This window comes from Streptomyces sp. NPDC004721 (genome assembly GCF_053601495.1).
This window is the reverse complement of sequence record NZ_JBSGBZ010000040.1, coordinates 12,258-38,294: the sequence shown is the minus strand read 5'-3', so window position 1 is coordinate 38,294 and position 26,037 is coordinate 12,258. Positions and strand designations below refer to the sequence as shown.

29 protein-coding genes are annotated in these 26,037 nt (G+C 70.9%); 22 read left to right on the top strand and 7 right to left on the bottom strand.

From position 1 onward, the window contains the following. Positions 1-86 precede the first annotated feature (86 nt). From ACWEK3_RS29685 to ACWEK3_RS29665, 5 genes are all read left to right on the top strand, one after another. The gene (locus ACWEK3_RS29685; RefSeq protein WP_450545370.1) at positions 87-830 is read left to right on the top strand and encodes an LmeA family phospholipid-binding protein; all 744 of its coding nucleotides are present in this window, start codon (positions 87-89) and stop codon (positions 828-830) included. Positions 831-1,035: 205 nt separating this feature from the next. Then, positions 1,036-1,116, top strand: a complete 81-nt coding sequence (locus tag ACWEK3_RS29680; RefSeq protein ID WP_355139345.1) for a putative leader peptide — start codon at positions 1,036-1,038, stop codon at positions 1,114-1,116. Positions 1,117-1,253: 137 nt separating this feature from the next. Continuing rightward, the gene (locus ACWEK3_RS29675; protein WP_361420365.1) at positions 1,254-2,099 is read left to right on the top strand and encodes a sulfurtransferase; all 846 of its coding nucleotides are present in this window, start codon (positions 1,254-1,256) and stop codon (positions 2,097-2,099) included. A gap of 49 nt (positions 2,100-2,148) precedes the next feature. Then, positions 2,149-2,436 (top strand): DUF1416 domain-containing protein, encoded by a 288-nt coding sequence (locus ACWEK3_RS29670; protein WP_100569102.1) that lies wholly within the window; start codon positions 2,149-2,151, stop codon positions 2,434-2,436. A 152-nt stretch (positions 2,437-2,588) separates the two neighbouring features. Further along, a complete protein-coding gene (locus tag ACWEK3_RS29665) occupies positions 2,589-2,846 on the top strand; it encodes a DUF3099 domain-containing protein (RefSeq protein ID WP_365419099.1) in 258 nt (85 codons plus the stop codon). Between the two features lie 25 nt (positions 2,847-2,871). Here the strand turns inward: ACWEK3_RS29665 and ACWEK3_RS29660 are convergent, their stop codons facing one another. Continuing rightward, a complete protein-coding gene (locus tag ACWEK3_RS29660; protein WP_365419096.1) occupies positions 2,872-3,234 on the bottom strand; it encodes a DsrE family protein in 363 nt (120 codons plus the stop codon). Between the two features lie 274 nt (positions 3,235-3,508). Between ACWEK3_RS29660 and ACWEK3_RS29655 the strand changes: the two genes are divergently transcribed. The 3 genes from ACWEK3_RS29655 to ygfZ all read left to right on the top strand — a co-directional run bounded on the left by ACWEK3_RS29655 (position 3,509) and on the right by ygfZ (position 5,645). Further along, positions 3,509-4,084 carry an FABP family protein gene (locus tag ACWEK3_RS29655; RefSeq protein ID WP_361420355.1) on the top strand — a complete coding sequence of 192 codons (576 nt, stop codon included), beginning with the start codon at positions 3,509-3,511 and terminating at the stop codon, positions 4,082-4,084. A 114-nt stretch (positions 4,085-4,198) separates the two neighbouring features. Beyond that, positions 4,199-4,669: a Fur family transcriptional regulator gene (locus ACWEK3_RS29650; RefSeq protein ID WP_384435718.1), complete on the top strand. Its 471-nt coding sequence runs from the start codon at positions 4,199-4,201 to the stop codon at positions 4,667-4,669. Between the two features lie 10 nt (positions 4,670-4,679). After that, positions 4,680-5,645, top strand: coding sequence for a CAF17-like 4Fe-4S cluster assembly/insertion protein YgfZ (ygfZ, locus tag ACWEK3_RS29645; RefSeq protein WP_390727951.1), 966 nt, complete (start codon positions 4,680-4,682; stop codon positions 5,643-5,645). 26 nt (positions 5,646-5,671) lie between these two features. Here ygfZ and dtd read toward each other — a convergent pair whose 3' ends face one another. Then, positions 5,672-6,097 carry a D-aminoacyl-tRNA deacylase gene (dtd, locus tag ACWEK3_RS29640; protein ID WP_453251001.1) on the bottom strand — a complete coding sequence of 142 codons (426 nt, stop codon included), beginning with the start codon at positions 6,095-6,097 and terminating at the stop codon, positions 5,672-5,674. Between the two features lie 172 nt (positions 6,098-6,269). Between dtd and ACWEK3_RS29635 the strand changes: the two genes are divergently transcribed. From ACWEK3_RS29635 to ACWEK3_RS29620, 4 genes are all read left to right on the top strand, one after another. Next, entirely contained in the window at positions 6,270-6,938 is a 669-nt protein-coding gene (locus ACWEK3_RS29635) for an RsiG family protein (protein ID WP_450545378.1), read from the top strand. Between the two features lie 113 nt (positions 6,939-7,051). Further along, on the top strand, positions 7,052-8,062 hold the full coding sequence (locus ACWEK3_RS29630) for an asparaginase (protein WP_453251000.1): 1,011 nt from the start codon (positions 7,052-7,054) through the stop codon (positions 8,060-8,062). 109 nt (positions 8,063-8,171) lie between these two features. Next, positions 8,172-9,431, top strand: coding sequence for a GNAT family N-acetyltransferase (locus ACWEK3_RS29625; protein WP_453250999.1), 1,260 nt, complete (start codon positions 8,172-8,174; stop codon positions 9,429-9,431). 397 nt (positions 9,432-9,828) lie between these two features. Beyond that, complete coding sequence (locus ACWEK3_RS29620; RefSeq protein WP_453250998.1) at positions 9,829-10,737, top strand: winged helix-turn-helix domain-containing protein; 909 nt, start codon at positions 9,829-9,831, stop codon at positions 10,735-10,737. 42 nt (positions 10,738-10,779) lie between these two features. On the opposite strand, the gene ACWEK3_RS29615 is transcribed toward ACWEK3_RS29620, so the two are convergent. Continuing rightward, positions 10,780-10,968 (bottom strand): hypothetical protein, encoded by a 189-nt coding sequence (locus ACWEK3_RS29615; RefSeq protein WP_361420331.1) that lies wholly within the window; start codon positions 10,966-10,968, stop codon positions 10,780-10,782. A 181-nt stretch (positions 10,969-11,149) separates the two neighbouring features. On the opposite strand from ACWEK3_RS29615, the gene ACWEK3_RS29610 reads away from it, so the two are divergent. The 5 genes from ACWEK3_RS29610 to ACWEK3_RS29590 all read left to right on the top strand — a co-directional run bounded on the left by ACWEK3_RS29610 (position 11,150) and on the right by ACWEK3_RS29590 (position 17,206). Next, positions 11,150-12,028 carry a FadR/GntR family transcriptional regulator gene (locus tag ACWEK3_RS29610; RefSeq protein WP_453250997.1) on the top strand — a complete coding sequence of 293 codons (879 nt, stop codon included), beginning with the start codon at positions 11,150-11,152 and terminating at the stop codon, positions 12,026-12,028. A 29-nt stretch (positions 12,029-12,057) separates the two neighbouring features. Continuing rightward, complete coding sequence (locus tag ACWEK3_RS29605) at positions 12,058-12,795, top strand: HAD family hydrolase (RefSeq protein ID WP_450545386.1); 738 nt, start codon at positions 12,058-12,060, stop codon at positions 12,793-12,795. Positions 12,796-12,983: 188 nt separating this feature from the next. Further along, a complete protein-coding gene (locus tag ACWEK3_RS29600; RefSeq protein WP_450545388.1) occupies positions 12,984-13,856 on the top strand; it encodes a winged helix-turn-helix domain-containing protein in 873 nt (290 codons plus the stop codon). Positions 13,857-14,117: 261 nt separating this feature from the next. Then, positions 14,118-16,301, top strand: coding sequence for a phosphotransferase family protein (locus tag ACWEK3_RS29595; protein ID WP_453250996.1), 2,184 nt, complete (start codon positions 14,118-14,120; stop codon positions 16,299-16,301). 89 nt (positions 16,302-16,390) lie between these two features. Beyond that, positions 16,391-17,206, top strand: a complete 816-nt coding sequence (locus ACWEK3_RS29590; RefSeq protein ID WP_453250995.1) for a hypothetical protein — start codon at positions 16,391-16,393, stop codon at positions 17,204-17,206. An 84-nt stretch (positions 17,207-17,290) separates the two neighbouring features. On the opposite strand, the gene ACWEK3_RS29585 is transcribed toward ACWEK3_RS29590, so the two are convergent. After that, positions 17,291-17,914, bottom strand: coding sequence for a histidine phosphatase family protein (locus ACWEK3_RS29585; protein ID WP_453250994.1), 624 nt, complete (start codon positions 17,912-17,914; stop codon positions 17,291-17,293). A 163-nt stretch (positions 17,915-18,077) separates the two neighbouring features. Between ACWEK3_RS29585 and ACWEK3_RS29580 the strand changes: the two genes are divergently transcribed. From ACWEK3_RS29580 to ACWEK3_RS29570, 3 genes are all read left to right on the top strand, one after another. Next, positions 18,078-18,656 (top strand): helix-turn-helix domain-containing protein, encoded by a 579-nt coding sequence (locus ACWEK3_RS29580; protein WP_453250993.1) that lies wholly within the window; start codon positions 18,078-18,080, stop codon positions 18,654-18,656. 104 nt (positions 18,657-18,760) lie between these two features. Next, positions 18,761-19,441, top strand: a complete 681-nt coding sequence (locus tag ACWEK3_RS29575) for a hypothetical protein (protein ID WP_450545413.1) — start codon at positions 18,761-18,763, stop codon at positions 19,439-19,441. A gap of 168 nt (positions 19,442-19,609) precedes the next feature. Then, complete coding sequence (locus tag ACWEK3_RS29570; RefSeq protein ID WP_361420471.1) at positions 19,610-19,954, top strand: DUF2516 family protein; 345 nt, start codon at positions 19,610-19,612, stop codon at positions 19,952-19,954. A gap of 28 nt (positions 19,955-19,982) precedes the next feature. Here ACWEK3_RS29570 and ACWEK3_RS29565 read toward each other — a convergent pair whose 3' ends face one another. The 3 genes from ACWEK3_RS29565 to ACWEK3_RS29555 all read right to left on the bottom strand — a co-directional run bounded on the left by ACWEK3_RS29565 (position 19,983) and on the right by ACWEK3_RS29555 (position 23,676). Continuing rightward, the gene (locus ACWEK3_RS29565) at positions 19,983-21,311 is read right to left on the bottom strand and encodes a PP2C family protein-serine/threonine phosphatase (protein WP_450545397.1); all 1,329 of its coding nucleotides are present in this window, start codon (positions 21,309-21,311) and stop codon (positions 19,983-19,985) included. A 280-nt stretch (positions 21,312-21,591) separates the two neighbouring features. Continuing rightward, positions 21,592-22,692 (bottom strand): C40 family peptidase, encoded by a 1,101-nt coding sequence (locus tag ACWEK3_RS29560; RefSeq protein ID WP_453250992.1) that lies wholly within the window; start codon positions 22,690-22,692, stop codon positions 21,592-21,594. A 198-nt stretch (positions 22,693-22,890) separates the two neighbouring features. Continuing rightward, a complete protein-coding gene (locus ACWEK3_RS29555) occupies positions 22,891-23,676 on the bottom strand; it encodes a class I SAM-dependent methyltransferase (RefSeq protein ID WP_450545401.1) in 786 nt (261 codons plus the stop codon). 479 nt (positions 23,677-24,155) lie between these two features. Between ACWEK3_RS29555 and mshA the strand changes: the two genes are divergently transcribed. Both mshA and ACWEK3_RS29545 read left to right on the top strand, forming a co-directional pair. Beyond that, on the top strand, positions 24,156-25,493 hold the full coding sequence (gene mshA, locus ACWEK3_RS29550) for a D-inositol-3-phosphate glycosyltransferase (RefSeq protein WP_376548206.1): 1,338 nt from the start codon (positions 24,156-24,158) through the stop codon (positions 25,491-25,493). After that, positions 25,486-26,013, top strand: coding sequence for a YbjN domain-containing protein (locus tag ACWEK3_RS29545; RefSeq protein WP_450545403.1), 528 nt, complete (start codon positions 25,486-25,488; stop codon positions 26,011-26,013). The genes mshA and ACWEK3_RS29545 overlap by 8 nt, the downstream gene beginning before the upstream one ends. Positions 26,014-26,037: the final 24 nt, after the last annotated feature.

The following is a 26,037-nucleotide window of genomic DNA, read 5'->3' as shown; positions in this document are numbered from 1 at the left end:
AACAAACCCCTGGCCCGGTCCCCGAGGAGGTTTACGCTCGCGCGTGACGGCCATCCGTTCGTGGAGGACCGCAGAGGGGGCACCGGTTGCGAGCGCTGAGAGTACTCCTGATCGTCGTCGTGGTCCTGGGCGTGCTGTTCGCGGTGGTCGACCGGGTCGCGGTGCACCTCGCGGAGGGCCAGGCCGCCGACCGGCTGAAGGCGACCGAGAACCTGGCGAGCACCCCCGACGTGTCCATCAAGGGCTTCCCCTTCCTGACCCAGCTGGCGAGCGGCGAGCTGGACGACGTCGAGGTCGGCATCAAGGACTACGAGGCGGCCACCGGCAACGGCGACCAGAAGATCCGTATCGACGACATCACGGCGGACATGAAGGGCGTGCGGTTCTCCGGCGACTACAGCTCCGCCACCGCCGCCACCGCCTCCGGCACCGCGACCATCGCCTACGACCAGCTGCTCAAGGCCGCGAAGTCCGAGTCCGCCCAGGTCGCCCCCGGCGTCACCGCCCATGTGGTCGGCCTCTCCGACGGCGGCGACGGCAAGATCAAGGTCGACGTCGAGATCCAGGCCGCGATACTCGGCATCAAGCAGCGCAAGACGCTCTCCCTGCTCAGCTCGGCCACCGTGCGGGGCGACAAGGTGGAGGTGCGTGCCGACGACCTGCCCATGGTCGGTGGTGTGCGGCTCCCCGAGGGCCGGGTCAGGTCGGTCACGGACTTCCAGCAGGCGATCGACCGGCTCCCCGCCGGGGTCGGGCTGGACTCGGTCCGGGCGGCCGCGGACGGCGTCGAGATCACCCTGAAGGGTTCGGACGTCAAGCTGGCCGGGTAGACATGCGGTGAACAAAAGGTTGTCCGACTGGCGAGACATCCTCGTCCGCACCGCAGATGCCTGCGCGACCGAGAACGGACACGAGCGCCCGAAGGTCGTACGGCGACGGTTCGGGCGCTCTTTCATTCCCACATCCCGGACGATCATGTCTCAGTATCCGACATGCCGGTGACACGCCCGCCCGTCCCTCCCTACGATCGACCCCATGCAGCGACAGGCGGATCTCACGAAGCGGCGGGCAGTGGACCTGTGCCGTGTTGCCGCCATGCTCTGTCGCACTTCCTGAACGGGAGCTCTCTCCCGTATCCCCGCCCCGCGACGACCCGGGGCCCACCCGCACGCCGTACGCCGGCACCGAACGCGTACCCGCGCGCCCCCTCGCACTCGCACGCCCCGCCGTACCTGCCCCGGAGGAGATTGAGCATGAGCCGCAGCGACGTCCTGGTCGACGCCGACTGGGTCCAGGAACACCTGGACGACCCGAGCATCGCCATCGTCGAGGTGGACGAGGACACGTCCGCGTACGACAAGAACCACATCAAGAACGCCGTCCGGATCGACTGGACCCAGGACCTCCAGGACCCGGTGCGCCGTGACTTCATCGACCAGGCCGGCTTCGAGAAGCTCCTGTCGGAGAAGGGCATCGCCAACGACCACACGGTGATCCTCTACGGCGGCAACAACAACTGGTTCGCCTCGTACGCCTACTGGTACTTCAAGCTGTACGGCCACGAGAACGTCAAGCTCCTCGACGGCGGCCGCAAGAAGTGGGAGCTGGACGCCCGCGAACTGGTCGACGGCACCGACGTGCCGGAGCGTCCGAAGACCGCGTACCAGGCCAAGCCGCAGGACACCTCCATCCGCGCCTTCCGCGACGAGGTCGTGGAGGCGATCGGCAAGCTGAACATCGTCGACGTCCGCTCCCCCGACGAGTTCTCCGGCAAGCTGCTCGCCCCGGCCCACCTGCCGCAGGAGCAGTCGCAGCGCCCCGGCCACGTGCCGACCTCCCGGAACATCCCGTGGTCGAAGAACGCCAACGACGACGGCACCTTCAAGTCGGACGACGAGCTCAAGGCCCTCTACGAGGACGAGCGTGTCGACCTGTCGAAGGACACCATCGCCCTGTGCCGCATCGGTGAGCGCTCCGCGCTGACCTGGTTCGTGCTGCACGAGCTGCTCGGCGTGCAGAACGTCAAGAACTACGACGGCTCCTGGACCGAGTACGGCTCCCTGGTGGGCGTGCCGATCGAGCTCGGCGCCGGCAAGTAAGCAAGACGGTTCAGACCGTTTCGACCTCATCGAACCTCTGGAGAAGCACATGTGTGGAGCGAAGGCCGGCGGCCCGGACGCCTCGACGATCAAGCCCGGTGAGACGACGATCCAGGGTCAGGTGACCCGCGACGGCGAGCCGGTGACGGGCTACGTCCGTCTGCTGGACTCGACCGGCGAGTTCACCGCGGAGGTCCCCACCTCCGCCACGGGCCAGTTCCGGTTCTACGCGGCCGAGGGCACCTGGACCGTCCGCGCCCTCGTCCCCGGCGCCAGCGCCGACCGCACGGTCGTCGCTCAGCAGGGCGGCCTCGCGGAGGTCGCGATCGCGGTCTGAGCGGTCGAGCGGCCGGGACTGCCGACGCCGTCGGAGCAGGCTGAGCACGGTACGGCCGAAGGGCCGCACCCCACGGGTTGGACACCCGGGGTGCGGCCCTTCCGGCGTTCCCGCCCCGGCACGTCAGGCCCCCGCGGACCTACCCTGGAAGCATGTACGCACGACGTCGGCATGTGTACTTCGCCATGATGGGGATCTGCATCGGACTGTTCGTCCTGGCGTGGGGTGTCGTGCGCATCTGGTCGGTTCCCGCGGCCGTCGGCATGTGCCTGGTCGCCATGGTGATCCCGCCGGTCGCCGCGATGGTCGCCAACCGGCGCGGGCCCGAGGACCGCTGGTGGGACGACCCGTCCGGCGACCCCAAGTCCGACGAGTGGTGGGACGAGCTGGACGGAAAGAAGCGTCGGTAGCTCCTGGGGGCGCCCCTCGGTCCGTTCAGTAGACGAGCGCCTGCGTCCCGTCCCCCAGGGCCTCCTGGACGAAGACCTGCGCGCCCGCGATCCGCACGCCCTCGATGACGTCCTTCTCCGTGATGTTCCGGCGGGCCGCGCACTGGGTGCACAGGGTGAGCCGGCCGGCCGCGAGGATCGACTCGATCAGATCGGGCAGCGCAGCGGCGTGCGGCAGTTCGAACTCGGCGGCCCGGCCCGGCAGCGCGAACCAGGAGGACTCCCCGGTCAGCCACAGTGAGACGTCCACCCCGCTGGCCGCGGCCACCGCCGCCACCGTGAACGCCTGAGAACACCGCTCGGGAGCGTCCGCCCCCGCGGTCACCTTGATCACCAGCTTCTTCGCCATGCCCGAATCGTAATCAAGTCGCCTGCGACGCGGAGCGGACCGCTCGTCCGAGACCGGGGGCGCACCTCGCCAAGAGGGCCGGCTCCGGGACGACTAAGCTGGGGGCCGGCCCTGCGTATGTACCGCACCTGCTCAACCGAGGAGCACCCCGTGGAGATCTTCTTCGAAACCCTGCTGGTCCTGGTCTGCGTCGGCGTTCTCGCCTTCGCCTACCTGACCGTGAAGAAGCTGTACCAGGGCCAGCGCTGACGACGACATCCAGGAACAGTTGCTCATGATCGAGATTCCGTCCGACCTCCACAAGGACCTGGTCCCCCTCGCCTTCCTGCTCGGCGACTGGGCCGGAGCCGGCGTGCACGACTTCCCGGGCGCCGAGAAGTGCAACTTCGGCCAGGAGGTCAGCTTCACCCACGACGGCCGGGACTTCCTCGAGTACCACTCCCGTACCTGGGTGCTGGACAACGACGGCAACAAGGTGAAGCCGCTGGAGACCGAGTCCGGCTTCTGGCGGATCGACGCCGACCGCAAGGTCGAGGTCACGATGACCCGCGACGACGGCGTCATCGAGATCTGGTACGGCGAGCTGGCCCACAAGAAGCCGCAGATCGAGCTGGCCACCGACGCGGTCGCCCGCACCGCCGCCTCCCGCCCCTACACCGGCGGCAAGCGGTTGTACGGCTACGTCAAGAGCGACCTGATGTGGGTCGGCGAGAAGCAGACCCCCGAGGTCGAGCTGCGCCCCTACATGTCCGCCCACCTGAAGAAGGTCGTCACCCCCGAGCAGGTCGAGCGCTGGGCCAAGGCCCTCCCGGACGACCTCCCGGACGACGGCATCGCCTTCTTCAAGTGAGCCCAGCCGGGTCACAGCCCTAGGCCTCTCGTTTGGATCATGCCGGACTCGCGGGCCTTGGCACCGCGCTCCCTGGTCCGGTCTGATCCAAGCGAAAGACCCTAGACTTGGGGTGTGGTGAGCACCGACTGGAAGAGTGATCTGCGACAGCGTGGCTACCGGCTGACCCCGCAGCGGCAACTCGTGCTCGAAGCCGTCGACAGCCTGGAGCACGCGACACCCGACGCCATCCTCGGCGAGGTGCGGAAGACCGCGTCGGGGGTGAACATCTCCACGGTGTACCGGACCCTGGAGCTCCTGGAGGAGCTCGGGCTGGTCAGCCACGCCCATCTGGGGCACGGTGCGCCGACGTACCACCTGGCGGACCGGCACCACCACATCCACCTGGTCTGCCGGGACTGCACCAATGTCATCGAGGCGGACCTGTCGGTGGCGGCCGAGTTCACCGCGAAGCTGCGGGAGCAGTTCGGCTTCGACACGGACATGAAGCACTTCGCGATCTTCGGTCGGTGCGCGGACTGCGCGCGCAAGGCCGCGACGGCTTCGGGTGCCTCGGCCGGCAGGAGTCCAAGTACCGAGTCGTAGGCTTGTGTTCATGAAGAGCCCCCTGCTGTCCCTGCCCGGCGCCGTTCAGGCCGAGGGCGTGGACGAAGGCGTAGCCGCCCACTACGGCGACCTGTTCCGCGAGCAGCGCGCCCTCGCGGACGGTGCCGGATTCGTCGACCTCTCGCACCGCGGTGTCGTCACCGTCTCCGGCGAGGACCGGCTGAGCTGGCTGCACCTGCTGCTCACCCAGCACGTCAGCGAGCTGCCGGCCGGCCAGGCCACCGAGGCGCTGATCCTGTCCGCGCACGGCCACATCGAGCACGCGCTCTACCTGGTCGACGACGGCGAGACGGTCTGGGCCCACGTGGAGCCCGGCACCCAGGAGGCGCTGATCGCCTACCTGGAGTCGATGAAGTTCTTCTACCGGGTCGAGGTCGCCGATCGGACCGCCGACTTCGCCGTCGTGCACCTGCCGGCCGGTTCGATCGCCGACGCGCCCGAAGGGGCCGTCGTGCGGGAGACCGCCTACGGCCGCGACCTCTTCCTGCCCCGCGAGGACCTGGAGTCCTACGCGGGCCAGGCCGGCCCGCCGGCCGGGATCCTCGCCTACGAGGCCCTGCGCGTCGAGCAGCACCGGCCCCGGCTCGGCTTCGAGACCGACCACCGCACCATCCCGCACGAGCTGGGCTGGATCGGCACGGCGGTGCACCTCCAGAAGGGCTGCTACCGCGGTCAGGAGACCGTGGCCCGGGTGCAGAACCTGGGCAAGCCGCCGCGCCGCCTGGTCTTTCTGCACCTCGACGGCAGCGAGGTCCACCTGCCGGCGCACGGCACCGGGATCCACCTCGCCGACGAGGGCCCGGACGGCCGCAAGATCGGCTTCATCACCACGTCCGTACGGCACTACGAGCTCGGACCGGTCGCGCTCGCCCTGGTCAAGCGGAACGTGCCGGTGGACGCACGGCTGATGGCGGGCGAGACGGCGGCGGCGCAGGAAGTGGTCGTGGAGCCGTAGCCCCCGCGAGGCTCACAGCTCCCGGCTCACACCTCCAGCAGGACGGTGAACGGGCCGTCGTTCGTCAGCGACACCCGCATCGACGCGCCGAACCGGCCCGTCGCGACCGTCGCGCCCAGGGAGCGCAGCTGCGCGACCACCTCGTCCACCAGGGGTTCGGCGACCTCGCCGGGCGCGGCCGCGTTCCAGGTGGGGCGGCGGCCCTTGCGGGCGTCGCCGTACAGCGTGAACTGGCTGATGACGAGCAGCGGGGCGCCGGTGTCGCTGCACGACCTCTCGTCGTGCAGCATGCGGATCGACCAGAGCTTGCGGGCCAGCTGTGCCGCCTTCTCCTTGGTGTCCTCGTGGGTGACCCCGACGAGGACGCACAGCCCCTCACCCTCGATGGCCCCCACCGTCTCGCCGTCCACGACGACGCTCGCGTCGTCCACCCTCTGCACCACTGCACGCATGCCGACCATGATGCCTCTCGGCCGTCCGGGTGCCGCGAGGGGTCCATGTCGTGCTTCTTTCAGCTCCGTAACCCTCCATCCGGGGCTGATCGGGGGCACTCGGTCACATACTGGCCACTCAGGGTGGCACGATGCTGTCGTACGCGCCGGTCGAGGGGACGGTTGAGGCGCCATGAGCACATCGAGTACCGAGCGGCAGCCCGTGGCGGCCTCGCCCATCCTCGCGGATGTCACCGAGGCCCACCGGCCGCCCGTGCAGCGCACCGACAGCCCCGGGCCGGCCGCTGTGGACCCCGAGCCCAGCTCGTCGAACACGGGGTACGCCCGGCATCCCGACCTGACCGTGCTGAGCCTGCCGGAGCTGCGCGCCCTGCGCCGGCAGGCGCAGCGGGACGAGGCCGACCTGAGCTACGTGCGGCGGCTGCTTCAGGGGCGGATCGACATCCTGCGCGCGGAGCAGGCCCGGCGCGGGCCGGAGTCCGTCCTGGGCGCCGGGCAGGTGCCCGCGCCCGAGCAGGGGTCCGTCGTCGAGCGCCTCGCGGAGATCCTCAAGGACGCGCCCGCCCGGCAGCGCTCCTCCGCCCGGCATGTGACGCTCGGCACACCGCACGGGGAGGAGTACCGGAAGCTGGCCGCCCAGATGCTCGCCGAGGTCGAACTGTCGGACCTCGGGGCGCGTACGGACCGGGAGTTGGGCGCGGCGATGGGGCGGCTCGTGCGGTACGAGCAGCAGGTGTCCGGGCGGCGGCAGCAGTTGCAGCGCACGGCCGACGGATGCGGCACGGAGATCGCCCGCAGGTACCGTGAAGGGGAAGCGCAAGTCGACGACCTGCTCATCTGACGCGACGGCCGCGGAGACCCCGGGACCGGCGTGGGGAGCGGGTTTCTCCTGTTCTCGCCCCGTTCCGCCTGTTTCCGCTTGTTTTCCGCCTGTCGCCCGGAAGGCCACCGCCGATGTCCGCGTCCACAGCCACCTCCTCCGCCCCGTCCTCCGCCCCGGCGTCCGCGCCCGGCGCGTCGGACGCGGTGCCGCCCGTGCTCGCCGAGGTGGTCCGCTCGGGGTTCGTGGAGGGGCGGCACCGGGGCAGCCTGGTGGTGCTGGCCGCGGACGGTTCGGTGGAGTGCGCGCTGGGGGACGTGAGCGCGCCGGTCTTCCCGCGCTCGTCGAACAAGCCGATGCAGGCGGCGGGGGTCTTGCGCGCCGGGCTCGACCTGGCCGGTGAGCGCCTGGCGCTCGCGGCGGCCAGCCACTCCGGGGAGGTCTTCCACCGCGACCTGGTCCACAAGATGCTCGGCGAGCACGGGCTGAGCCCGGCCCAGTTGCAGTGCCCGCCGGACCTGCCTCTGGACTCGGAGGAGAAGGAGACCTACCTGGCCGCCGGGTCGGTGCGCGACCGGGTGGTGATGAACTGCTCCGGCAAGCACACCGCGATGCTGGCGGCGTGCGCGCTGCGCGACTGGCCGCTGGAGTCGTACCTCGACCCCGAGCACCCGCTCCAGCGGATCGTCCACACCGTTGTGGAGGAGGCGGCGGGCGAGCCGGTGGCGGCGGTCGGCACGGACGGCTGCGGCGCGCCGCTGGCGGCGATCAGCCTGACGGGCCTGGCCCGCGCCTACCGCGCCTTCGTCCTCGCCGCGCCCGGCACCCCCGAGCGCCGTGTCGCGAACGCCATGCGCGCCCATCCCGAGTACGTCGCCGGCACCCGCCGCCCCGACACCTGGCTGATGCGCGAGGTCCCCGGTGCCCTGTCCAAGATGGGCGCGGAGGCCGTCCAGGCCGTCGCCCTCCCGGACGGCCGCGCCCTGGCCTTCAAGATCGACGACGGCGGCACGAGGACCCTCGGCCCGGTGCTGGCCCGCGCCCTGACCCTGATGGGCCTGGACGCCCCGGTGCTCGAACGCATCGGGCACGCCCCGCTGCTGGGCGGCGGCCGACAGGTGGGGGAGATCCGGGCGGCCTTCTGACTCCGGCGGGGCAGCTCCTGCGGGACGGCACGGAGTCGGGACGAGGCCGGGGCGGCGGGGCGAGGAAAACATCGCGACACCCCGCTCCCGGCCCCCCTACTGTCACCCCATGACTGCCGCCAGCCCCGATATCGACGTACGCCCCATCACCGACGCCGAGCTCCCCGACTGGGTCCGCGCCCTGAACACGGGCTTCCTGCGTCCTCCCGTAGTCTCCGACGCCGAGATCGCCGACCGGCGCCCGCACATCGAGCCGTCCCGCACCCTCGGTGCCTTCGACGCGGGCCGGTGCGTGGCGACGTTCCGGTCCTTCCCGCAGGAGCTCACGGCCGTGGGCGGCGCGACCGTTCCCGCCGACGCCATATCCAATGTGACCGTCACCTCCACCCACCGCCGCCGCGGCCTGCTGACCCGGATGATGGCTCAGGACCTGGCGGCCGCGAAGGAGCGCGGTGACGTCGTGGCGACCCTGGTCGCCGCCGAGTACCCGATCTACGGCCGCTACGGCTTCGGGCCGGCCACCTGGACGACCGAGTGGACGATCGACGTGCCCCGGGCCGGCCTCGACCCGCGCCGGGCGGGTCCGGAGGACGGCGGCCGGGTCGACCTCGTGGACGTCGACGACGTACGCAAGCTCGGCCCGGAGCTGCACGAGCGGCTGCGCCGTGCCCAGCCCGGCGCGATCGACCGCTCCGAGCGTTGGTGGCAGGTCACCACCGGCGCGGCGCGTCCGGACGGCCGCCCCTGGACCGAGCCCTTCCACGCCGTCTACCGTGCGGCGGACGGCACGGTCGAGGGGCTGGCGGTGTACCACTGCGACGAGACCTGGTCGGACGCCAAGCAGCCGCTGAACACGGCCACGGTGAAGAACCTGATCGCGGTGACCCCGGCCGCCGAGCGTGCACTCTGGCTCCACCTGTGCTCGATCGACTGGATCACGAAGGTCAGGAGCGGCTGGCGGGCCTCCGACGACCTGCTCCCGCACTTCCTGCCGGACCCGCGCGCCGCCACCGCCACCACGCACGCGGACTGGCTGTGGGTGCGGATCCTCGACGTCGTACGGGCCCTCGAGGCGCGGACGTACGAGGGCACGGGAACGCTGGTGCTGGAGGTTCTGGACCGGGCCGGAATGGCCGGCGGGCGCTGGCGGCTGGAGGCGTCGCCCGCCGGAGGGATCTGCACGCCGACGACCGAGAGCGCCGATCTGACGCTGGACGTGGCTCAGTTGGCGACCCTGTGGCTCGGCGACGAGTCGGCGGTGCGGCTCGCCGCGCTGGGCAGGGTCCGGGAAGAACGAGCGGGCGCCGCCCGAGGGGCGGACGCCCTGCTGCGTACGTCCAGGCGGCCTTGGTGCCCGGACATGTTCTGAGCGCTCCTTCCTGCCGGTGGCGGGTGACAGGTATGACGCATCCGTAGCTTGCTGTTCGGTTGTGGCTGTACGAGACGGTCTTCAGTTGTGGCTGTGCGGCATGTTCGGTTGTGGCTGTGCCGGCTGTGCGGCGGCTGTTCAGTTGTGGCTGTGCCCGTGCGGCGCCGGATTCCGGCTGCCGCTCCCCGTTGGCGTGCCGACCGACCGAGCTCCCGGCTCCCCTCCGGAAGGGAGCACGGTCGTACGTCCTCCAACCGTCACCCTGGTGGCCAACACTTGGAAAGTTTGGCCATGTCGCTCAAGTTGGCTACCAACTCCACTGCTGTTATCTCCGCTTGGAAGCGGCTCATAACCACCTTTCAGCGAACTGCCGGAAGATGGCGGGAAGTTGTACTGTTTGGCCGTGGACCCGGAACACGCCTCCGCCAATGGGCGGAAGAGGTCACAGCGGCCACAGAGGTCACACCGCGAGGTGGCCGACGAACTGCGGCACCGGATCAGGACCGGAGTGCTGCGGCCGGGCCAGCGCATGCCCACCCAGGCCAGGCTGGCCGACGAGTTCGGTGTCGAGCGCGGAGCCGTGCGCCAGGCCCTGCGCATCCTCCAGTCGGAGCACCTGCTCACCAACGTGTCCAAGGGGAGCCCGGCGACCGTCGCAGCCGGCCCGGCGGGTGCCCTGGCCGGCCTCGCCGCCCCGCCGCTGCCCACCACGGCCGCCCTCGCGCCCCGTATCGCGGCCGCCTTCGGCGCCTCCCACGTCGAGATCGACGCCCTGTGCCTGACCGCGATCTCGCTCACCCTGGCGATCGGCGAGCCGCTGCGGCAGATCCATGCCGGGCGACTAAAACCGGCCAAGATCGACTTCCGTGTGCTGCTGCCCAGCCGGGACATCGACCTCGCCTTCCCCGCGCCGGTGGACGCCTCCGACGCCGGCCGGCTGCGCCGCCGCTGGCTGGCCCAGCGCAACGCCCAGGGCCAGGTGCTCAAGCACAACCTGCTGGCCCTGCGTGCCACCCACGGCATCGACGTGCGAGTCAGCTTCCGCGCGCTGCCCTTCACCCCGCCGGTCAAGCTGTACCTGCTCAACGACAGGGAGGCGCTCTTCGCGTACTACACGCTGCGGCGGCGTGAGCAGGAGATCGACCACGAACACCTGGAGCTGTACGACGCGGAGGGCACCCGGTCGATCCTCTTCGCCTTCGAGCAGGGCGCCGACCCGCGCGACACGACCTTCGTCGAGCAGTCCCATGTGTGGTTCAACGCACTGTGGGAGACGATCAGTTCGGAGCTGCTGCTCACGAGCTGACGCCTCCCACTGGGAGTGGCCCGGACGCTGGGGATCCGTGTGTCACAGGGCGGGCCCCGCGAGCAGCACCGCCAGCACCACGGCCCCCACGGAGCTGAGGGTCGGGTTCCTGGCCTTGATGCCGACGGTGAGCAGCAGCAGGCCGATGATGCCCATCGCGCCGTACTTCCACTGCACGAGTTCCTCGAAGCCGACGACGAAGATGGCTGACACAAGAGCGAGAGCAGGCATGGCGATTCCCCCTTCGGACGGTTGCGGGCCGGGACGGGCGTGGGGGGTGTCGGGGAGAGGGCGAAAACTTCCACCAACTCCATCAAGTTGGTCACCAACTCTGCTTTAGTTGTCCCCACTTGGCATCCATCTATAAACAAGTTTCAAACAACTGCCTTTAGATAGAGCAAAGTTGTACCGTTTGGTTGTGACCCAGGAGAGCGTGACCGTGAACGGCAGCAGGAGAAGCTCGCCCCAGGAGATCGCCGAGGCCCTGCGGGAACGGATCCGCACCGGCGAGCTCCGGCCGGGCGACCGCCTGCCCACCCAGGCCGAACTCGCCGAGGAGTTCGGGGTGGAGCGCGGCGCCGTGCGCCAGGCCCTGCGAGTGCTCCAGGGGGACGGCCTGCTCAGCAACGTGACCAAGGGCAGTCCGCCGCGCGTCGCCGCGCCCGTCGCAGCGCGCGTGGAGCCGCAGCCGACGATGGTCGGCCTCGCGCCCCGGCTCGTGGAGGCCTTCACCGCCCGGCAGGTCAGGATCGACGCGGCCTGCCTCACGGCCGAGACCCTGATGGTCGCCGTCGGCGAGCCCCTGCGCCTCATCCACGAGGGCCGGCTGCGCCCCGAGTCGATCGACGTGCGCATTCTGCTGCCGTCCCGCAACATCGACCTGGCCTTCCCGATCTCGGTGGACCGGCCGAGCGAGGACGACCCGGTCCACCAGCGCTGGCTGGCCCAGCGCAACGCCCAGGGCCACGTCCTGAGCCACAACCTCAAGGCCCTGCGCGCCACCCACGGCATCGACGTCCGCGTCACCTTCCGCGCGCTGCCCTTCACCCCGCCGGTCAAGCTGTACCTGCTCAACGGCGCGGAGGCGCTGATCGCGTACTACATGATCACCCGTCGCGAGGAGCGGGCGGACGACGGGACGCTGGACATGTACGACGTCCTCGGCACGGAGTCCCTGCTGTTCTCCTTCGAGAAGGCGACCGGGCAGCGCGACGCCGCGTTCGTGACGGAATCGCAGAAGTGGTTCGACGCCCTCTGGGAAACCATCACGTCGGATCTGACACTCTCCTAGTGACTTCTGATACGACGCAGACCGAAGCGGTGACAGCTGAGACCGGAAACGAGACCGAGGAACTGCGGAACCTGATCGCGAGTGCCCGTGTCGTGCTCTGGGACTTCGACGGGCCGATCTGCCGGCTGTTCGCCGGGCACTCGGCGGAGCGGGTGGCGACCGAACTGGTGCGGTGGCTCGAGGGCCGGGGCCTGCACGGCCTGCTGACCGGCTCCGAACGGCAGTCGCTCGACCCGCAAGTCGTCCTGCGCGCCGTGGACCGCCGGCACCCCGGCAGCGACCTCGTCGCGGAGCTGGAGGCACGGCTGACCCGCGAGGAACTGCGGGCCGCCGCCTCCGCGATGCCCACCCCGTACGCCGACCCGCTGATACGGACCTGGAAGGCCCTGGGCTCGCGGCTGGCCATCACCACCAACAACTCGCCTCTCGTGGTGCACGAGTACCTCGCGGGCCGCGACCTCGACCCCTGCTTCGCTCCCCATGTCTACGGGCGCACCCAGGACCTGGCACACCTCAAGCCCGACCCGCACTGCCTGAACCGCGCCCTGACCGCCACCGGCGCCTCCCCCGCGCAGGCCCTGATGATCGGCGACACCCCTACGGACCACGAGGCCTCCCTGCGAGCCGGGGTGCCCTTCCTCGGCTACGCCCGCAACGCCCGCAAGGAGAAGCTGCTCAGGGAGGCGGGCGCCACGGTGGTCGTGGAGTCCCTGGAGCCGATCCTGCGGATCCTCCGGATGATCAGGGCTGAGTCATCAGGAGCGTGAAGACGATGGCGGCGCCGACCGCGAGCCCGGTACTGCGGGGATCTGGCCAACTAGTAGGCCAATTGGGCTGGTTGCCTTGAAATGGATGTCGGCGGCCGGTCTGATCGATTAATGCGGCAGGCCAAAATGATTCCTGGAGGAGGTGAAAAGCCGGTTTGCTGGTGGGCTGCCGGCGGTACCGTCAGGTTGTGGGCGAGGAGCGGGCGGGCGACGGCGGCGGCCGGGAGTTCCGTCGGGTGTCGGCGGAACTGCGGGCCCGGATGGCGGACGGCGCCTATCCGGTGCGCTCCTTCCTGCCCTCGCAGCGCGATCTCGCGGAGGAGTTCGGGGTCTCCCGGGACACCGTGCAGCGGGTGCTGCGGGAGCTGGCCAACGAGGGCTGGACCGAGTCCCGGCAGGGCAGCGGCACCCGTGTCATCAAGAACCAGCGGATACAGTCCTCGACGGCCAGGGCCACCCGGTCGCCCCGTGGCGTCACACTGGGCCCGGTCATCGGCGAGGCGTTCGAACAGCCCGAAGTGCGGCTGGACGTCTACACGCTGACGTCCGAGTCGCTGGACGCGCACATCCGGCTCCAGGCGGAACGCATCAGGGGCGGCTTCATTCAGCCCCGGAGCATCGTTCTGCGCATGCTCCTGCCGGCCACGTCGCTGCCGCTGCCCTACCCGCGGGCCATGGACGACGAGAACGCCCCCCGCCTGCGCGACCGCCTGCTCGCCATCACGGAGCGGCACACGGACTCGCTGCGCAGTGTGCTGCGCGACCTGCGGACGGAACAACTGGTGCCGGCGGTCGACGTACAGATCCGGCATGCACCGTTGACCCCGGCCTTCAAGCTTTACGTCCTCAACGGCACGGAGGTCCTCTTCGGGTCGTACGAGGTGATCGAACGCCCCGTGGTGCTCGAGACCGGCGACGAGATCAGGGCGCTCGACGTCCTGGGGCTCGGGTCGACCCTCACCCACCACGTGCGCGACGCGAACGACGATTCGCCGGGGTCGGTCTTCGTGACCTCGATGCAGTCGTGGTTCGAGTCCGTGTGGGCGCTGTTGTCGGAATGACGCGGGCGGCACAGCCGCCACATGGCTGTGCTGTAGCATGCGCGCACCGCATGAGCAACAGCTCCGCTTCGCATGTATGGCACGCAAGAGGTGGCGTGCAAGGCGACCTCGAAGGTGCGACGCAGGCCGGAGGCCACAGGCAGGGGCACACCACCCGTTGTGCCGACGTCGGGTGCGCTCCGATCGTGTCCTTTATGGGGCGTGGCGTACCTTTTTTCACACCATCATTTCCTTCTGAGCACTTGAGCAACTGGAGCGGCCGTGGGTGCACCTCCTCCTGCCCGTCCCTTTCTCGGGGAACGCGCCCTCCGTGACGTTCGAGCATTCGTACGGCTCGCCGCCGAGCTGGGCGAGTACAGCAGCGGCCACCACAACCAGAACCATGTGCTCCCCCTGACGGAGCACGTGGCGCGGCTGCTGCGCATGAAGGCCGGCACGTCCGTGACCGTTCGGATCCGCCGCGCCCAGGCGCTGCCCGTGGTGATCAGAACCTGGGAGAACGAGGCCGAGATCCTCGACGCCGTCAGAGGGGTCCTGCCCAACGTTCCGGAGTGCCTGGTCAAGCAGGACTCCTTCGCGATCCACAGATACGTCGAGGGCGTACCCCTGTCCAGCGTCTGCGGCAACGGCAAGCCGCTCGACAGTCTGCTGGTCAAGGCACTGGCGGATCTGCTCGCCCGGATGGCCCAGGTCCGCAGGGAGGCGCTGCCGTCGCTTCCCTCGCAGTGGCCGCGCAACGACAAGGACAGCCAGGCGTTCCTGCAGACGCTGGCGCGGCTTGCCGACCGGCAGATCAGGCAGCCCAATTGGCATGCCTTCGGTGGCCTGTTCGCCGCTTTGGGCATCCCCGAGGATGCCTTGATCCAGCTGGCCGAGCGAGTGCCCGCCATGGCCCGCCGGCCGTACGGCCTGCTCCACGCGGACCTGCACCGCGACAACCTGATCATGTCGTACGACGGTGATCCGGCCCTCATCTGCGTCGACTGGGAGCTGGCCACCTACGGCGACCCGCTGCACGATCTCGCCACGCATCTGGTCCGTATGCGCTACCCCGGCCACCAGTGGGGCGAAGTGGTCGACGCCTGGGCCGAGGCCACGGCCCGGATCCGTCCCATGGCCGTCAACGGCCTGGCCAAGGATCTACGGCACTACGTCGCCTTCGAGCGGGCGCAGTCCGTCTACCCGGATGTGATGCGGGCCGCGCAGGGCCTGGACGACGCCCCCGACCAGAAGAGCCTGGATGAGGCGACGGCCTGCGTGCGCCGGGCGCTTGAGCTGGGCGCCGAACCGCTCGGGCTCAGAAACGTTCCGGACACCGCGGAGATCGAACGCGTCCTCTTCCGCTGGCGGGCTTCCCGGGCGGCGATGAGGAACGGTGGCGCGGGCCGGGCACAGGCGGCGATCTCGTGGTCGTGGGACCCGCGCTCCCCGCGGCGGAGCGACTTCACCGACTCCGCCGTCGAACACGCCCTGCTCGCCGAGGGGGTGGCGCCGGCCGGCCGGGTGTTCAAGGGCACCGCGCACCTCAACTCGGTGGTGAGGGTGCCCGGGTTCGCCTCCCCGGTCGTGGTGCGCCGCAAGGTGGCGAACGTCTGCCGCCGCGAGCCCAGCTTCCTCAGCGAGCACGCCGTGCTGCGGGCCATCGAGGACTCGGGCGTCGCGGTGTTGGCGCCGAAGGTCCTCGCCCTGGGCCACAGCCACCAGGGGGAGCTGTGCGCCATCCACACATATGTCGGTCCCGAGGACGACGACCGTCCCCCGAGTCATCCGGAGCTCGGCCTGCGGCCGTACGAGGCGGACGCGCTCGTCGACCAACTGTGCGCGCTGACGGGCGTGGACTACGCGGCGCTCGACCCGGTCGGGGGCAAGGAGTCCTTCTTCACCTGGCTGTGCGACCAGCTGGTGATCCTGGTGGGCAAACTGCCCAAGGAGTCACGGCAGTTGGCCCGGCTTCTCGGCCTGCCCGACGCCCCTCGGCTCAAGCAGATCCTCTCCCGGTACTGGATCAGCCCCCGCCGACCGGCGCTCCTGCACGGTGACCTGAACCCCTGGAACCTCGTACGCCGCGAAGACGATCGCGCCCTCACCATCATCGACTGGGAGATGGCCCTGATCGGTGATCCGTTGTACGACCTGGTCCGGCACATGCACCTCACGCCGACCCGCCCGGAGATCCGCGCGCGCATGTTCAGTCGCTGGGAGCGCCTCCTGCCCGCGCACCAGACCACCGGCTGGCGGCAGGACTGGCGCGTGTACCACCGGCTGGAGACCGTCCGCTCCGCCTATGTGGACCTGGACCGCCTGGTGACCGGCGCGAGCCTGGACGCCCCCAACGTCCGCCGAGCCGTCGACTCCTACGCGATGACCCTCGCGGCGGCCACCGGGTCACTCGGCCTGACCGTCCGGGCCACGGCGAACCCCTATCTTGCCCGCGCTCTGGCCTGAGGAGACCATGACAGGACCGGGAACCGGTCTGTCCGCGGTCATGCGACGGCCGGTCGGGCCGGTCGTCGCAGGACGGGGGAGGGTTGCGCATGGCCGCAGGGACCAGAGCACCGGACGAAGGGGGCGCCGGACGGCTGCGCCGACTGCAGGAGCGCTATGAACCGCTGATCACGCGCGTCCTGCTGCTCGGCATCTTCACCACCGGCCTGATCGCCCAGTTCGCCAAGCCGGTCGGAGACGCCCTGGAGGGCGAGGCCTACCTGGGCGGCGCACTGCTCAGCCTCGTCGGCTACGTGCTCTACGACCAGGTCAGGGAGTTGAGCACGGCGGTCAGGTTACCCGCTCGCGCACTGGTGAACTCCAGTGAACTGGGGACCTTCGTCAGCGAGGCCTTCCAGACCCGCAAGGTCGAGATCAGCTTCCTCGGCTACACGGGCGAGACGCTCTACAACGAGCTGTACCACCGCCTGGAGGACCTCTTCGACAATCCCGGACCCACCCGGCGCGTCTCCATCCGGATGCTGGTGCCCGACTTCGGCCTGCCGATGACGGTGCCGTCCCGTGTGGGTGCCGACGACGCCCCGGAGGACGACGCCGACTTCCGCAAGCGCATGGAGGAACGCTGCCGCGAATACGACGGCATCCTGTCCGAGCTGTCCGAACGGCTCACCGCGACCAGCAGAGTGCTCGTCGAGTGCGAGTACCGCCTCTATCCGGGCATTCCGCGCGACAAGATCTGCATCTTCAACCGGCAGCGCGTCCTGCACGGCCTGTACGACCTCTCCGCGCGGATGCGTCTTCGGCACATGGGCCCTGAGTTCTACGACCCCAAGGGCTTCAAGACCGACCTCAACGTCTGGTCGCGCGAGGGCACGGCCGCGGCGGAGGTGGCCGTCTCCAGCTGAAACAAGCACTTCGACGACCTGTGGACCCTCGCCAAGGTCCCACCCTGGAGCGGGCGCCCGCCTCGCTGAGCCCCGTGCCCCGTCTCAGATGTGGAGTTCGGGCGGGAAGCCGGTCCAGCGCAGTTCAGCGGGCAGGTGCCGCATGTCGTTGTGGACGAGCACGGAGGACGGCCTGCCGGGGGCGTAGCGGATGACCGTCAGTGCCGCGTTGCCGTGGTCGAGGCCCATCCAGCGCCACTCGGGCGCCTCGAGGGCGGCTCGGACCAGCCAGCCGATGAGGAAGTTGTGCGTGACGACGAGCTCATGGCGGGGGCGATCGCCGTCGACCGGACCTGTGAATTCCGCGAGTGCTTCCCGGGCCAGCGCCGGACCGCGGTCGCGCTCCTCCTCCGGGACCCGGGCGAGGAAGCCGAGCATGGCGTCGGCCGCGTCCTGCGGCAGTTCCTCCTTCGCCGGCAGGTGGGGGACGTAGTCGCCGGCCGGCTCCGACGGGTGCAGCGGGACGTCGTCGAGCTGTGCGCTGATCAGCTGGGCCGTCAGCCGCGCCCGGGGCAGCGGCCCGTGGTGGATCGCCGACAGCGGGGTGCTCCGGAGCCGTTCACCGAGCAGGCAGGCTTGGCGCCGGCCGCTCTCCGTCAGGGTCGTCTCGTCCGCCGACGCTTCACCGTGCCGGGCGAGGTAGAGGTATCGAGTGGCAGTGCCTGTCATGTCCTGGGTCTCCGTCGGCATCCGTGATCTTGTGTCACGGAGGGACGCCAGGCCCTTCGCACATGGTTCCGCCGCACCCGGCGACCTCGTTCCCGACCGCCGGGACACACTCTTGCAAGCAGGTTGCTTGCAATTGTTAGCAGGGGTGGTGCAAGGTGGAGGCATGGCAACGCTCAACGTCGGAAATCTCGGTGAGTACCTGCGCGAGCAGCGGCGCAACGCGCAGTTGTCGTTGCGGCAGCTCGCCGACGCCGCCGGGGTGTCCAATCCGTACCTGAGCCAGATCGAGCGCGGGCTGCGCAAGCCGAGCGCGGAGGTGCTCCAGCAGGTCGCCAAGGCGCTGCGGATCTCCGCCGAGACGCTGTACGTGCGGGCCGGGATCCTCGACGCCGAGCGGGACCGGGACGACGTGGAGACGCGCGCCGTCATCCTGTCCGACCCGTCGCTGAACGAGCGGCAGAAGCAGGTGCTGCTCCAGATCTACGAGTCCTTCCGCAAGGAGAACGGGTTCGGGACCGCCGAGACGGACGGTTCCGGTGAGCGGGCGGCCCAGGACGGTGGCACCGGCGGCACCACCGCCCACGGCACCCGCGCGGCGGACGACGGCACCGGCGCCGACGGCGGCTCCATACCCGTCCGCCCCGCCGCCGAGGCGGACGGCGGCCGGCCCGCCCCCGCGGGGCGGCGCCGTACCCGTACGTCCGGCGGCAGTGACGCCGATCCGCTGGAGGCGGCCGAGTGATCCCAGCGATCCCACGGTCACGGCTCGTACGGGCCGGGCGCCCGGCCCGACCACCGCGGAAACCCAAAACCCTCAGCCACATGCGATCCGGGAGAAGCATCACCATGGCCATCACCGACGACCTGCGCAAGACCCTCAGCGACCCCACGCCGCTCTACTTCGCCGCGGGCACCGCGGACCTGGCCCTCCAGCAGGCCAAGAAGGTGCCCGCCCTGGTGGACCAGCTGCGCGCCGAGGCCCCGGCCCGTATCGACGCGGTGCGCCACACCGACCCGAAGGCCGTCCAGGAGCGGGCCACCGCCCGCGCCAAGGAGGCCGGTGTCCGTGTCAAGGAGACGCAGGAGAACCTCCAGACCAAGGTCACCGACTTCCTGCACTACCTCGACACCGACCTGAAGAAGCTCGGCACCAACCTCGACGCCGATCTGAAGAAGTTCGGCGAGAGCGCCCAGGACCTCGCCCTGCGCGGCGTCGGCGTCGCCGCCGAGTACGCCGTCAAGGCCCGTGAGACCTACGAGAAGGTCGCCGAGCACGGCGAGCAGGCCGTGAAGACCTGGCGCGGTCAGGCCGCCGAGGGCATCGAGGACATCGCCGGGGGTGTCGAGGAGCTCGCCGTCGCCGTCGAGCCCCAGCCCGAGCCGAAGGCGGAGCCGGTCGTGGTCAAGGAGGAGTCCGCCGAGACCGGGGCCACGCCGATCACGGCCAAGAAGAACCAGGCGAAGAAGGGTCCGGCCGAGCGCAAGACCCCGCCCACGGCGAAGAAGACCACCCCGCCCGCCAAGTAGGCGGCGATCCGGCCCGTCAAGCAGGCGGTGCCGGGCAGGCGGCGACACACCGGATCGCCTCACCCGTATGGGCGAGGGGCACCCGGGCCGGGCACCCTTGGGGTGTCCGGCCCGTTCTACGGGTACGGTTGCCGCGTAGGAATCGGGAGAGAACGGGCGGTGGGCAACATGCTGATGCTGGGCTTCCAGGGGCTCCTGGGGATTTTGAAGATCGTCCTGATGGCCTTGGCCGCGTTCGGGCTGTTCGACGCCGCGTTCCGGCGCGAGGACGCCTTCCGCGCGGCCGACAAGCAGAACAAGATGTTCTGGCTGATCATCCTGGGTATCGCGCTCGCCGTGAGCTACCTGTTCTCGATCTTCTCGTTCCTGCCGATCATCGGCGTCATCGCGAGCATCGTCTACATCGTCGACGTACGGCCCGCGCTCAAGCAGGTCTCCGGCGGGAACGGGTGGGGGCGCCGCCGCGGCAGCAGCAGCGACGGCCCGTACGGGCCCTACAACGGCGGTCGCTGAACCGCCGGCCGGCCCCGGCCCCGGTTGCCTACGGCTCCCGGTCCAGCAGAACCACCGCCACGTCGTCGGTGAGCTCGCCGCCGTTGAGTCCGCGCACCTCGTTCACCGTCGCCCGCAGCAGCCCCTCCCCGCGCAGACCCTGGTCGAGCTGGCGGCGGACCACCTCGACCATGCCGTCCTGGCCCAGCCGCTCACCTTCATCCCCGACCCGGCCCTCGATCAGGCCGTCGGTGTAGAGCATCAGGCTCCACTCGGCGCCCAGCTCCACCTGCATCCGGGGCCAGCGGGCACCGGGCAGCAGACCGAGGGCGGGGCCGTTGTTCTCGTACGGCAGCAGCCGGGCGGGCTTGCCGGGGGTGATCATCAGCGGTGACGGGTGACCGGCCAGGCACAGTCCCGCACGGCGCCCGTCGGGCGCTATGTCCACCGCGCACAGGGTCGCGAAGATCTCGTCGTCGGAGCGCTCGTGCTCCAGCACCTGCTGGAGCGTGCCCAGCAGCTGGTCCCCGCACAGTCCCGCCAGAGTCAGTGCCCGCCAGGCGATACGCAGCTCCACGCCCAGCGCCGCTTCGTCGGGGCCGTGCCCGGAGACGTCGCCGATCATGGCGTGCACGGTGCCGTCGGGGGTGCGGACGGCGTCGTAGAAGTCGCCGCCGAGCAGCGCGCGCGAGCGGCCGGGGCGGTAGCGGGAGGCGAAGCGCAGCGTGGACCCGTCCAGCAGGGGGGTCGGCAGCAGGCCCCGCTCCAGACGCCGGTTCTCCTGCGCGCGCAGCCTGCCCTCGGCGAGCCTGCGCTCGGCCGTGTCGGAGCGCTTGCGCTCCACCGCGTACCGGATCGCACGGCTCAGCAGCCGCCCGTCCAGCTCGTCGCGGAACAGGTAGTCCTGGGCGCCGACCCGCACCGCCTGGGCGGCGCGCTCGGCGTCACCGGAGGAGGTGAGCGCGAGGACGGCGTGCCGGGGCGCGAGCTCGAGCACGTGCCTGAGCACGGCCAGCTCGTCGTCGTCGCCCGCGGACCGGCCGGGTGCGGGCAGGGCGAGGTCCAGCAGGATGCAGTGGACGTCGTCGGTGAGCAGCCGCTCGGCCTCGGTCAGGTTGCGGGCCCTGCGCACGCGGATCGGCTTGCCGGACGCGTCGAGCAGTTCGGGCACCATCGGCGAGCCGACCGGGTCGTCCTCGATCAGCAGCAGCGTGAGCTGGGTGCCGTTGGCCTGGGTGCTGGCGCGGTTGTCCTTCTCGACCGTTGCTTCCTTACGCGGGGCCTGTGCTGCGGAGGTGCCGTCGCCGTGGGACGCGGTCTGCGTCTGGTCGCACTCCGCGGCCGGGACTGTCCTCTGCCGCGGTACGGGCACGGGCATTGTCCTGGGTTCCTTCCCTCCCCCCGAGGGCATGGCGGGTACGAGGGACCTCGCGCCGCCGACGGGGACATTAGCGGTAGTCGGCGCCGCGGGGGAATGGTGTGAGGCGCGTCGCTCCGGCTTTCGCCGCTGTCATATGCCGCGATCCCTACCGGAGTTGGACACGACGCCGCCGGGGGCGGAATGACGAAGGTCACGTCTCCCGCGGGTTTGGCGGCGGCCGGGGGTGCGATCGGTCACGTGTCCGGGGTCACCGGGGGCCGGCCCGGGGCCTGGAGACTCAGTCCGTGTCGGGCCGTACGACGCCCAGGATCGGCATCGTGCCCGCCCCGGCGAGCGTCACCGTGCGTCCCGGTCGCGGGGCGTGGACGATCGTGCCGTCGCCGACGTACATCCCGACATGGCTGGCATCGCCGAAGTAGATGATCAGGTCGCCGGGCCGCATGTCCTTGATGTCCACGCGCTTCAGCTGCTTCCACTGCTGCTGCGAGGTGCGCGGGACGGGGTGCCCGGCCGCCGACCAGGCCTGGGAGGTGAGCCCCGAGCAGTCGTACGTCCGGGGGCCCTCGGCGCCCCACTCGTACGGCTTGCCGAGCTGGGCCGTGGCGAACTCGACCGCCTTTCTGCCCGCCGCGGACGCCTTGCCGTTGAGCTCGTCGAGGATTCCGGTGCCCAGCCAGGCCGACTGCGCCTGATCGGCGGCCTGCCGCTCCAGCTCGGCGAGGCGCTCGCGCTGCCGCTTCTCCAGCGTGGCCTCGAGCTGCTCGGCCTCCTTGATCCGCTGCTTGATCCGCTTCTTCGCCGCGGCCTTGGCCTTGCGCCCCGCCTCCAGCTTCTGCCAGCGGTTGGCGGCGTCGTCCGCGTACAGCTTCAAGTCCTGCTGGGCTCGGGCGGTTTCCTCGATCAGGCCCTTGGTCGCCCGCTGGCCCTGGAGCACCCGGCCGGCGCCGTCGAAGAAGATCTGCGGGTCGCTGCTCAGCATCAGCTGGACCTCGGGCGGCAGACCGCCCGTGCGGTACTGGGCGCGGGCCGCGGCGCCGGCGCGCTCCTTCAGGCCGTCCATTTTCCGCTGCCCGTCCGCGATCTTCCGGGTGAGGTCGGTGATCTCGGCGGACTGCTTCTCCGCCTGCTCCTTGGCCAGGTTGTAGGCGTCGGTGGCGACGGCCGCGTCGTGGTACAGCTTGTCCAGCTTGGCGCGGACGGCCTGGAGGTCCTTGTCCGGCGCGAGCGTGACGGAGGGGGAGGGCGAGGGAGCGGGGGAGGCGGACGGGGCCGGGTCCGGCAGTGCGCGCGCGAACGCGGTGCCCGGCGCTCCCAGCAGCGTGACCGCGCAGACCACGGTCACGGCCGCCGCGAGCACGGTGTGCCTGCGCCGTCCCATATTCAGCCCCCCAGCTTATTAACCGTCAGTAACATGCGCACGCTCGGGTGATCGTGCCACGACTCGGCGCAAAGCGACAGAGGTGTGGCGATCTCCCCGTCTGTGTGACGAACGACCCGCAAAGATCGTTCCCTGCAGGTCACAGCGGATGTGCGGGCCGCCGCCGGTCGATCGCACATGCCGCAGCGTGGCGGCCGGTCAGTTGCGCGGCGCCAACGCCCGCCAGTCGATGGTCACTTCGCCCTGCCGCCAGCGCGACGGGCCGTCCGTCACCGGCCAGTCGGCCGCCAAGTCGCGCACCGCGCGGATCCAGCGCTGGCGCGCGCCGTAGGAGGCGTACGGTGCGGCGCTCGCCCAGGCGCGGTCGAAGTCGCGCAGGAAGGCGTGCACCGGCTCGCCGCGGACGTTGCGGTGGATAAGCGCCTTCGGGAGGCGTTCGGCCAGGTCGGACGGGTGGTCCAGGGAGCCGAGGCGGGTGGCGAAGGTCACCGTGCGGGGGCCCTCCGGGCCGAGCGCGACCCACACGTGCCGGCGGCCGATCTCGTCGCAGGTGCCCTCGACCAGCAGGCCTCCGCGTGAGTGCCCGTCCGCCGGGGCGAGCCGCGTGCACAGCCGCTCCCAGACGGCGGCGACCTCTTCCTCGTCGTACTGCCGCAGCACGTTCGCCGCGCGGATGAGGTGCGGGCGCTGCGGGACGGGGACCTCGAAGCCGCCGTGCCGGAAGACGAGCCCGTCGCGCTCGTAGGGTTTCGCGGCCGCGACCCTGGCCGGTTCGATCTCGACGCCCACTACGCGCGCGCGTGGGGCTGCGGTGCGCAGCCGGTGCAGCAGTTCGACCGCGGTCCAGGGGGCGGCGCCGTAGCCGAGGTCGACGGCCACCGGATCGGCGGCCCGGCGCAACTCGGCGCCGTGCACGGCCGCGATCCAGCGGTCCATGCGGCGGAGCCGGTTGGGGTTGGTCGTCCCGCGCGTCACCGTTCCCACGATGGGGGTCCCCCCGCTCGGGCGAAGCCGAGAGTGGGGGAGGGTCGCTGCGCGGGATGTCATGCATACGAGGGTATGGCGCCCGCGGGCCCCCACCGCACGGACGTACCACGCACCCCGCAGGAGCCCCGCGTGGCGGGAACTCCGCTGATGGCGGGGGCCGCGTTACGTGTGGCGCTGCCGCGAGGGGGGCGGGGCGTGCCACGCGGCGGCTTCGTCAGGTTGCGTGTGTGCGTAACGCCCTGCCCCCGCGGTACCCGCGGTGCGTTCGCGGCGCTGGTTGCGCGTAGGTGTTCACGCCGTGCTCGGGCGCTCGGCGCGCATGCATTACGCGCCCCGGGGTCGAACGGTTGAGCGAGGGCCGGTAATGATTGGGCAAAGGAACCGGTAGCGGAAATGGAGTCAGGTGCTCCGGTGTTGGGTCTTGGAGGGCGCTCGGCGCCCCCGTACGGCATGCCCGCAACGAGGAGGAACGCCACGTGAGCCAGTACGTCAGCAGGCTCGGGCGTCGTTCCCCGACGGCACCCGCGCGGCTGCGGCTGCACCGCCGGCCCCGGCGCGTCGCCATGCTCTCCGTGCACACCTCACCGCTCCACCAGCCCGGCACGGGCGACGCCGGCGGCATGAACGTCTACATCGTGGAGCTCGCCCAGCGTCTGGCCGCCCAGGGCGTCGAGGTCGAGGTCTTCACCCGGGCCACCGCGGGAGACCTGCCGCCCGCCGTCGAACTCGCCCCGGGCGTCCTCGTCCGGCACGTCGACGCCGGCCCTTACGAGGGCCTGGCCAAGGAGGACCTGCCCGCCCAGCTGTGCGCCTTCACGCACGGCGTGATGCAGGCCTGGGCCGGCCACCGGCCCGGCTACTACGACCTCGTCCACTCCCACTACTGGCTCTCCGGCCATGTCGGCTGGCTCGCCGCCCAGCGTTGGGGCGTCCCCCTGGTGCACGCCATGCACACCATGGCCAAGGTCAAGAACGCCAGCCTGGCCGAGGGCGACACCCCCGAGCCCGCCGCCCGCGTCATCGGCGAGACCCAGATCGTCGCCGCCGCCGACCGGCTGATCGCCAACACCGACGAGGAGGCCGGCGAACTCGTACGGCACTACAGCGCCGACCCCGCCAAGGTCGCCGTCGTACACCCCGGCGTGAACCTCACCCGCTTCCGCCCCGGCGACGGCCGCGCCGCCGCCCGCGCCCGCCTCGGCCTGCCGCAGGACGCCCTGATCCCGCTGTTCGCCGGCCGTATACAGCCACTCAAGGCCCCCGACGTGCTGCTGAGGGCCGTGGGCGTCCTCCTCGACCGGCGGCCCGAGCTGCGCTCCCGCATCGTCGTACCCGTCGTCGGCGGTCCGAGCGGCAGCGGCCTCGCCAAGCCGGAGGGCCTCCAGAAGCTGGCCGCCCGGCTCGGCATCGCCGACGTCGTACGGTTCTGCCCGCCGGTCGGGCAGGACCGGCTCGCCGACTGGTTCCGGGCCGCGTCCGTCCTGGTCATGCCCTCCTACAGCGAGTCCTTCGGCCTGGTCGCGATAGAGGCGCAGGCGACCGGCACTCCGGTCCTCGCCGCCTCGGTCGGCGGGCTGCCGGTGGCCGTGCGGGAGGGCGAGACCGGATTCCTGGTCCAGGGCCACGACCCGGCCGACTACGCGCACCTGCTGCACCGCTTCGCGGACAACCCGCACCTCGCCGACCGGATGGGCGCAGCCGCCGCCCGGCACGCGCGGTCCTTCGGCTGGGACGCGTCGGCGGCGGCCACGGCCGACGTGTACACGGCCGCGTTGCAGGCCCACCGGCGTCGCGTACGCTCGCCCCATGGGTAGCGCCACGGGTGCCACGGGTGAGGCGGAGCAGCAGCGCGCGACGCGGGTCGTCGAGGACGTCCTCAAGGGCGCCGAACTGGAGTGGGAGAGCCCGCGGTCCGGCAGCTACGTCGTGAAGCTACCCGGCACCCGCAAGCTGTCGACCACCCTGTCGATGATCGTCGGCCGGCACTCGCTCTCCCTCAATGCCTTCGTCATCCGCCACCCCGACGAGAACGAGTCCGCCGTCCACCGCTGGATGCTGGAGCGCAACCTCAAGCTGTACGGCGTGAGTTACGCCGTCGACCAGCTCGGTGACGTCTACCTCACCGGCCGGCTGCCGCTGGCCGCCGTGACCGCCGACGAGGTCGACCGGCTGCTCGGCCAGGTCCTGGAGGCGGCCGACGGCAGCTTCAACACCCTGCTGGAACTCGGCTTCGCCTCGGCGATCCGCCGCGAGTACGCCTGGCGCGTCTCGCGCGGCGAATCGACCCGCAACCTCGAGGCGTTCGCGCACCTGACGCAGCGTCCGGCCGACTGACCCCCTCCTCGCCGCGGTCGCGGG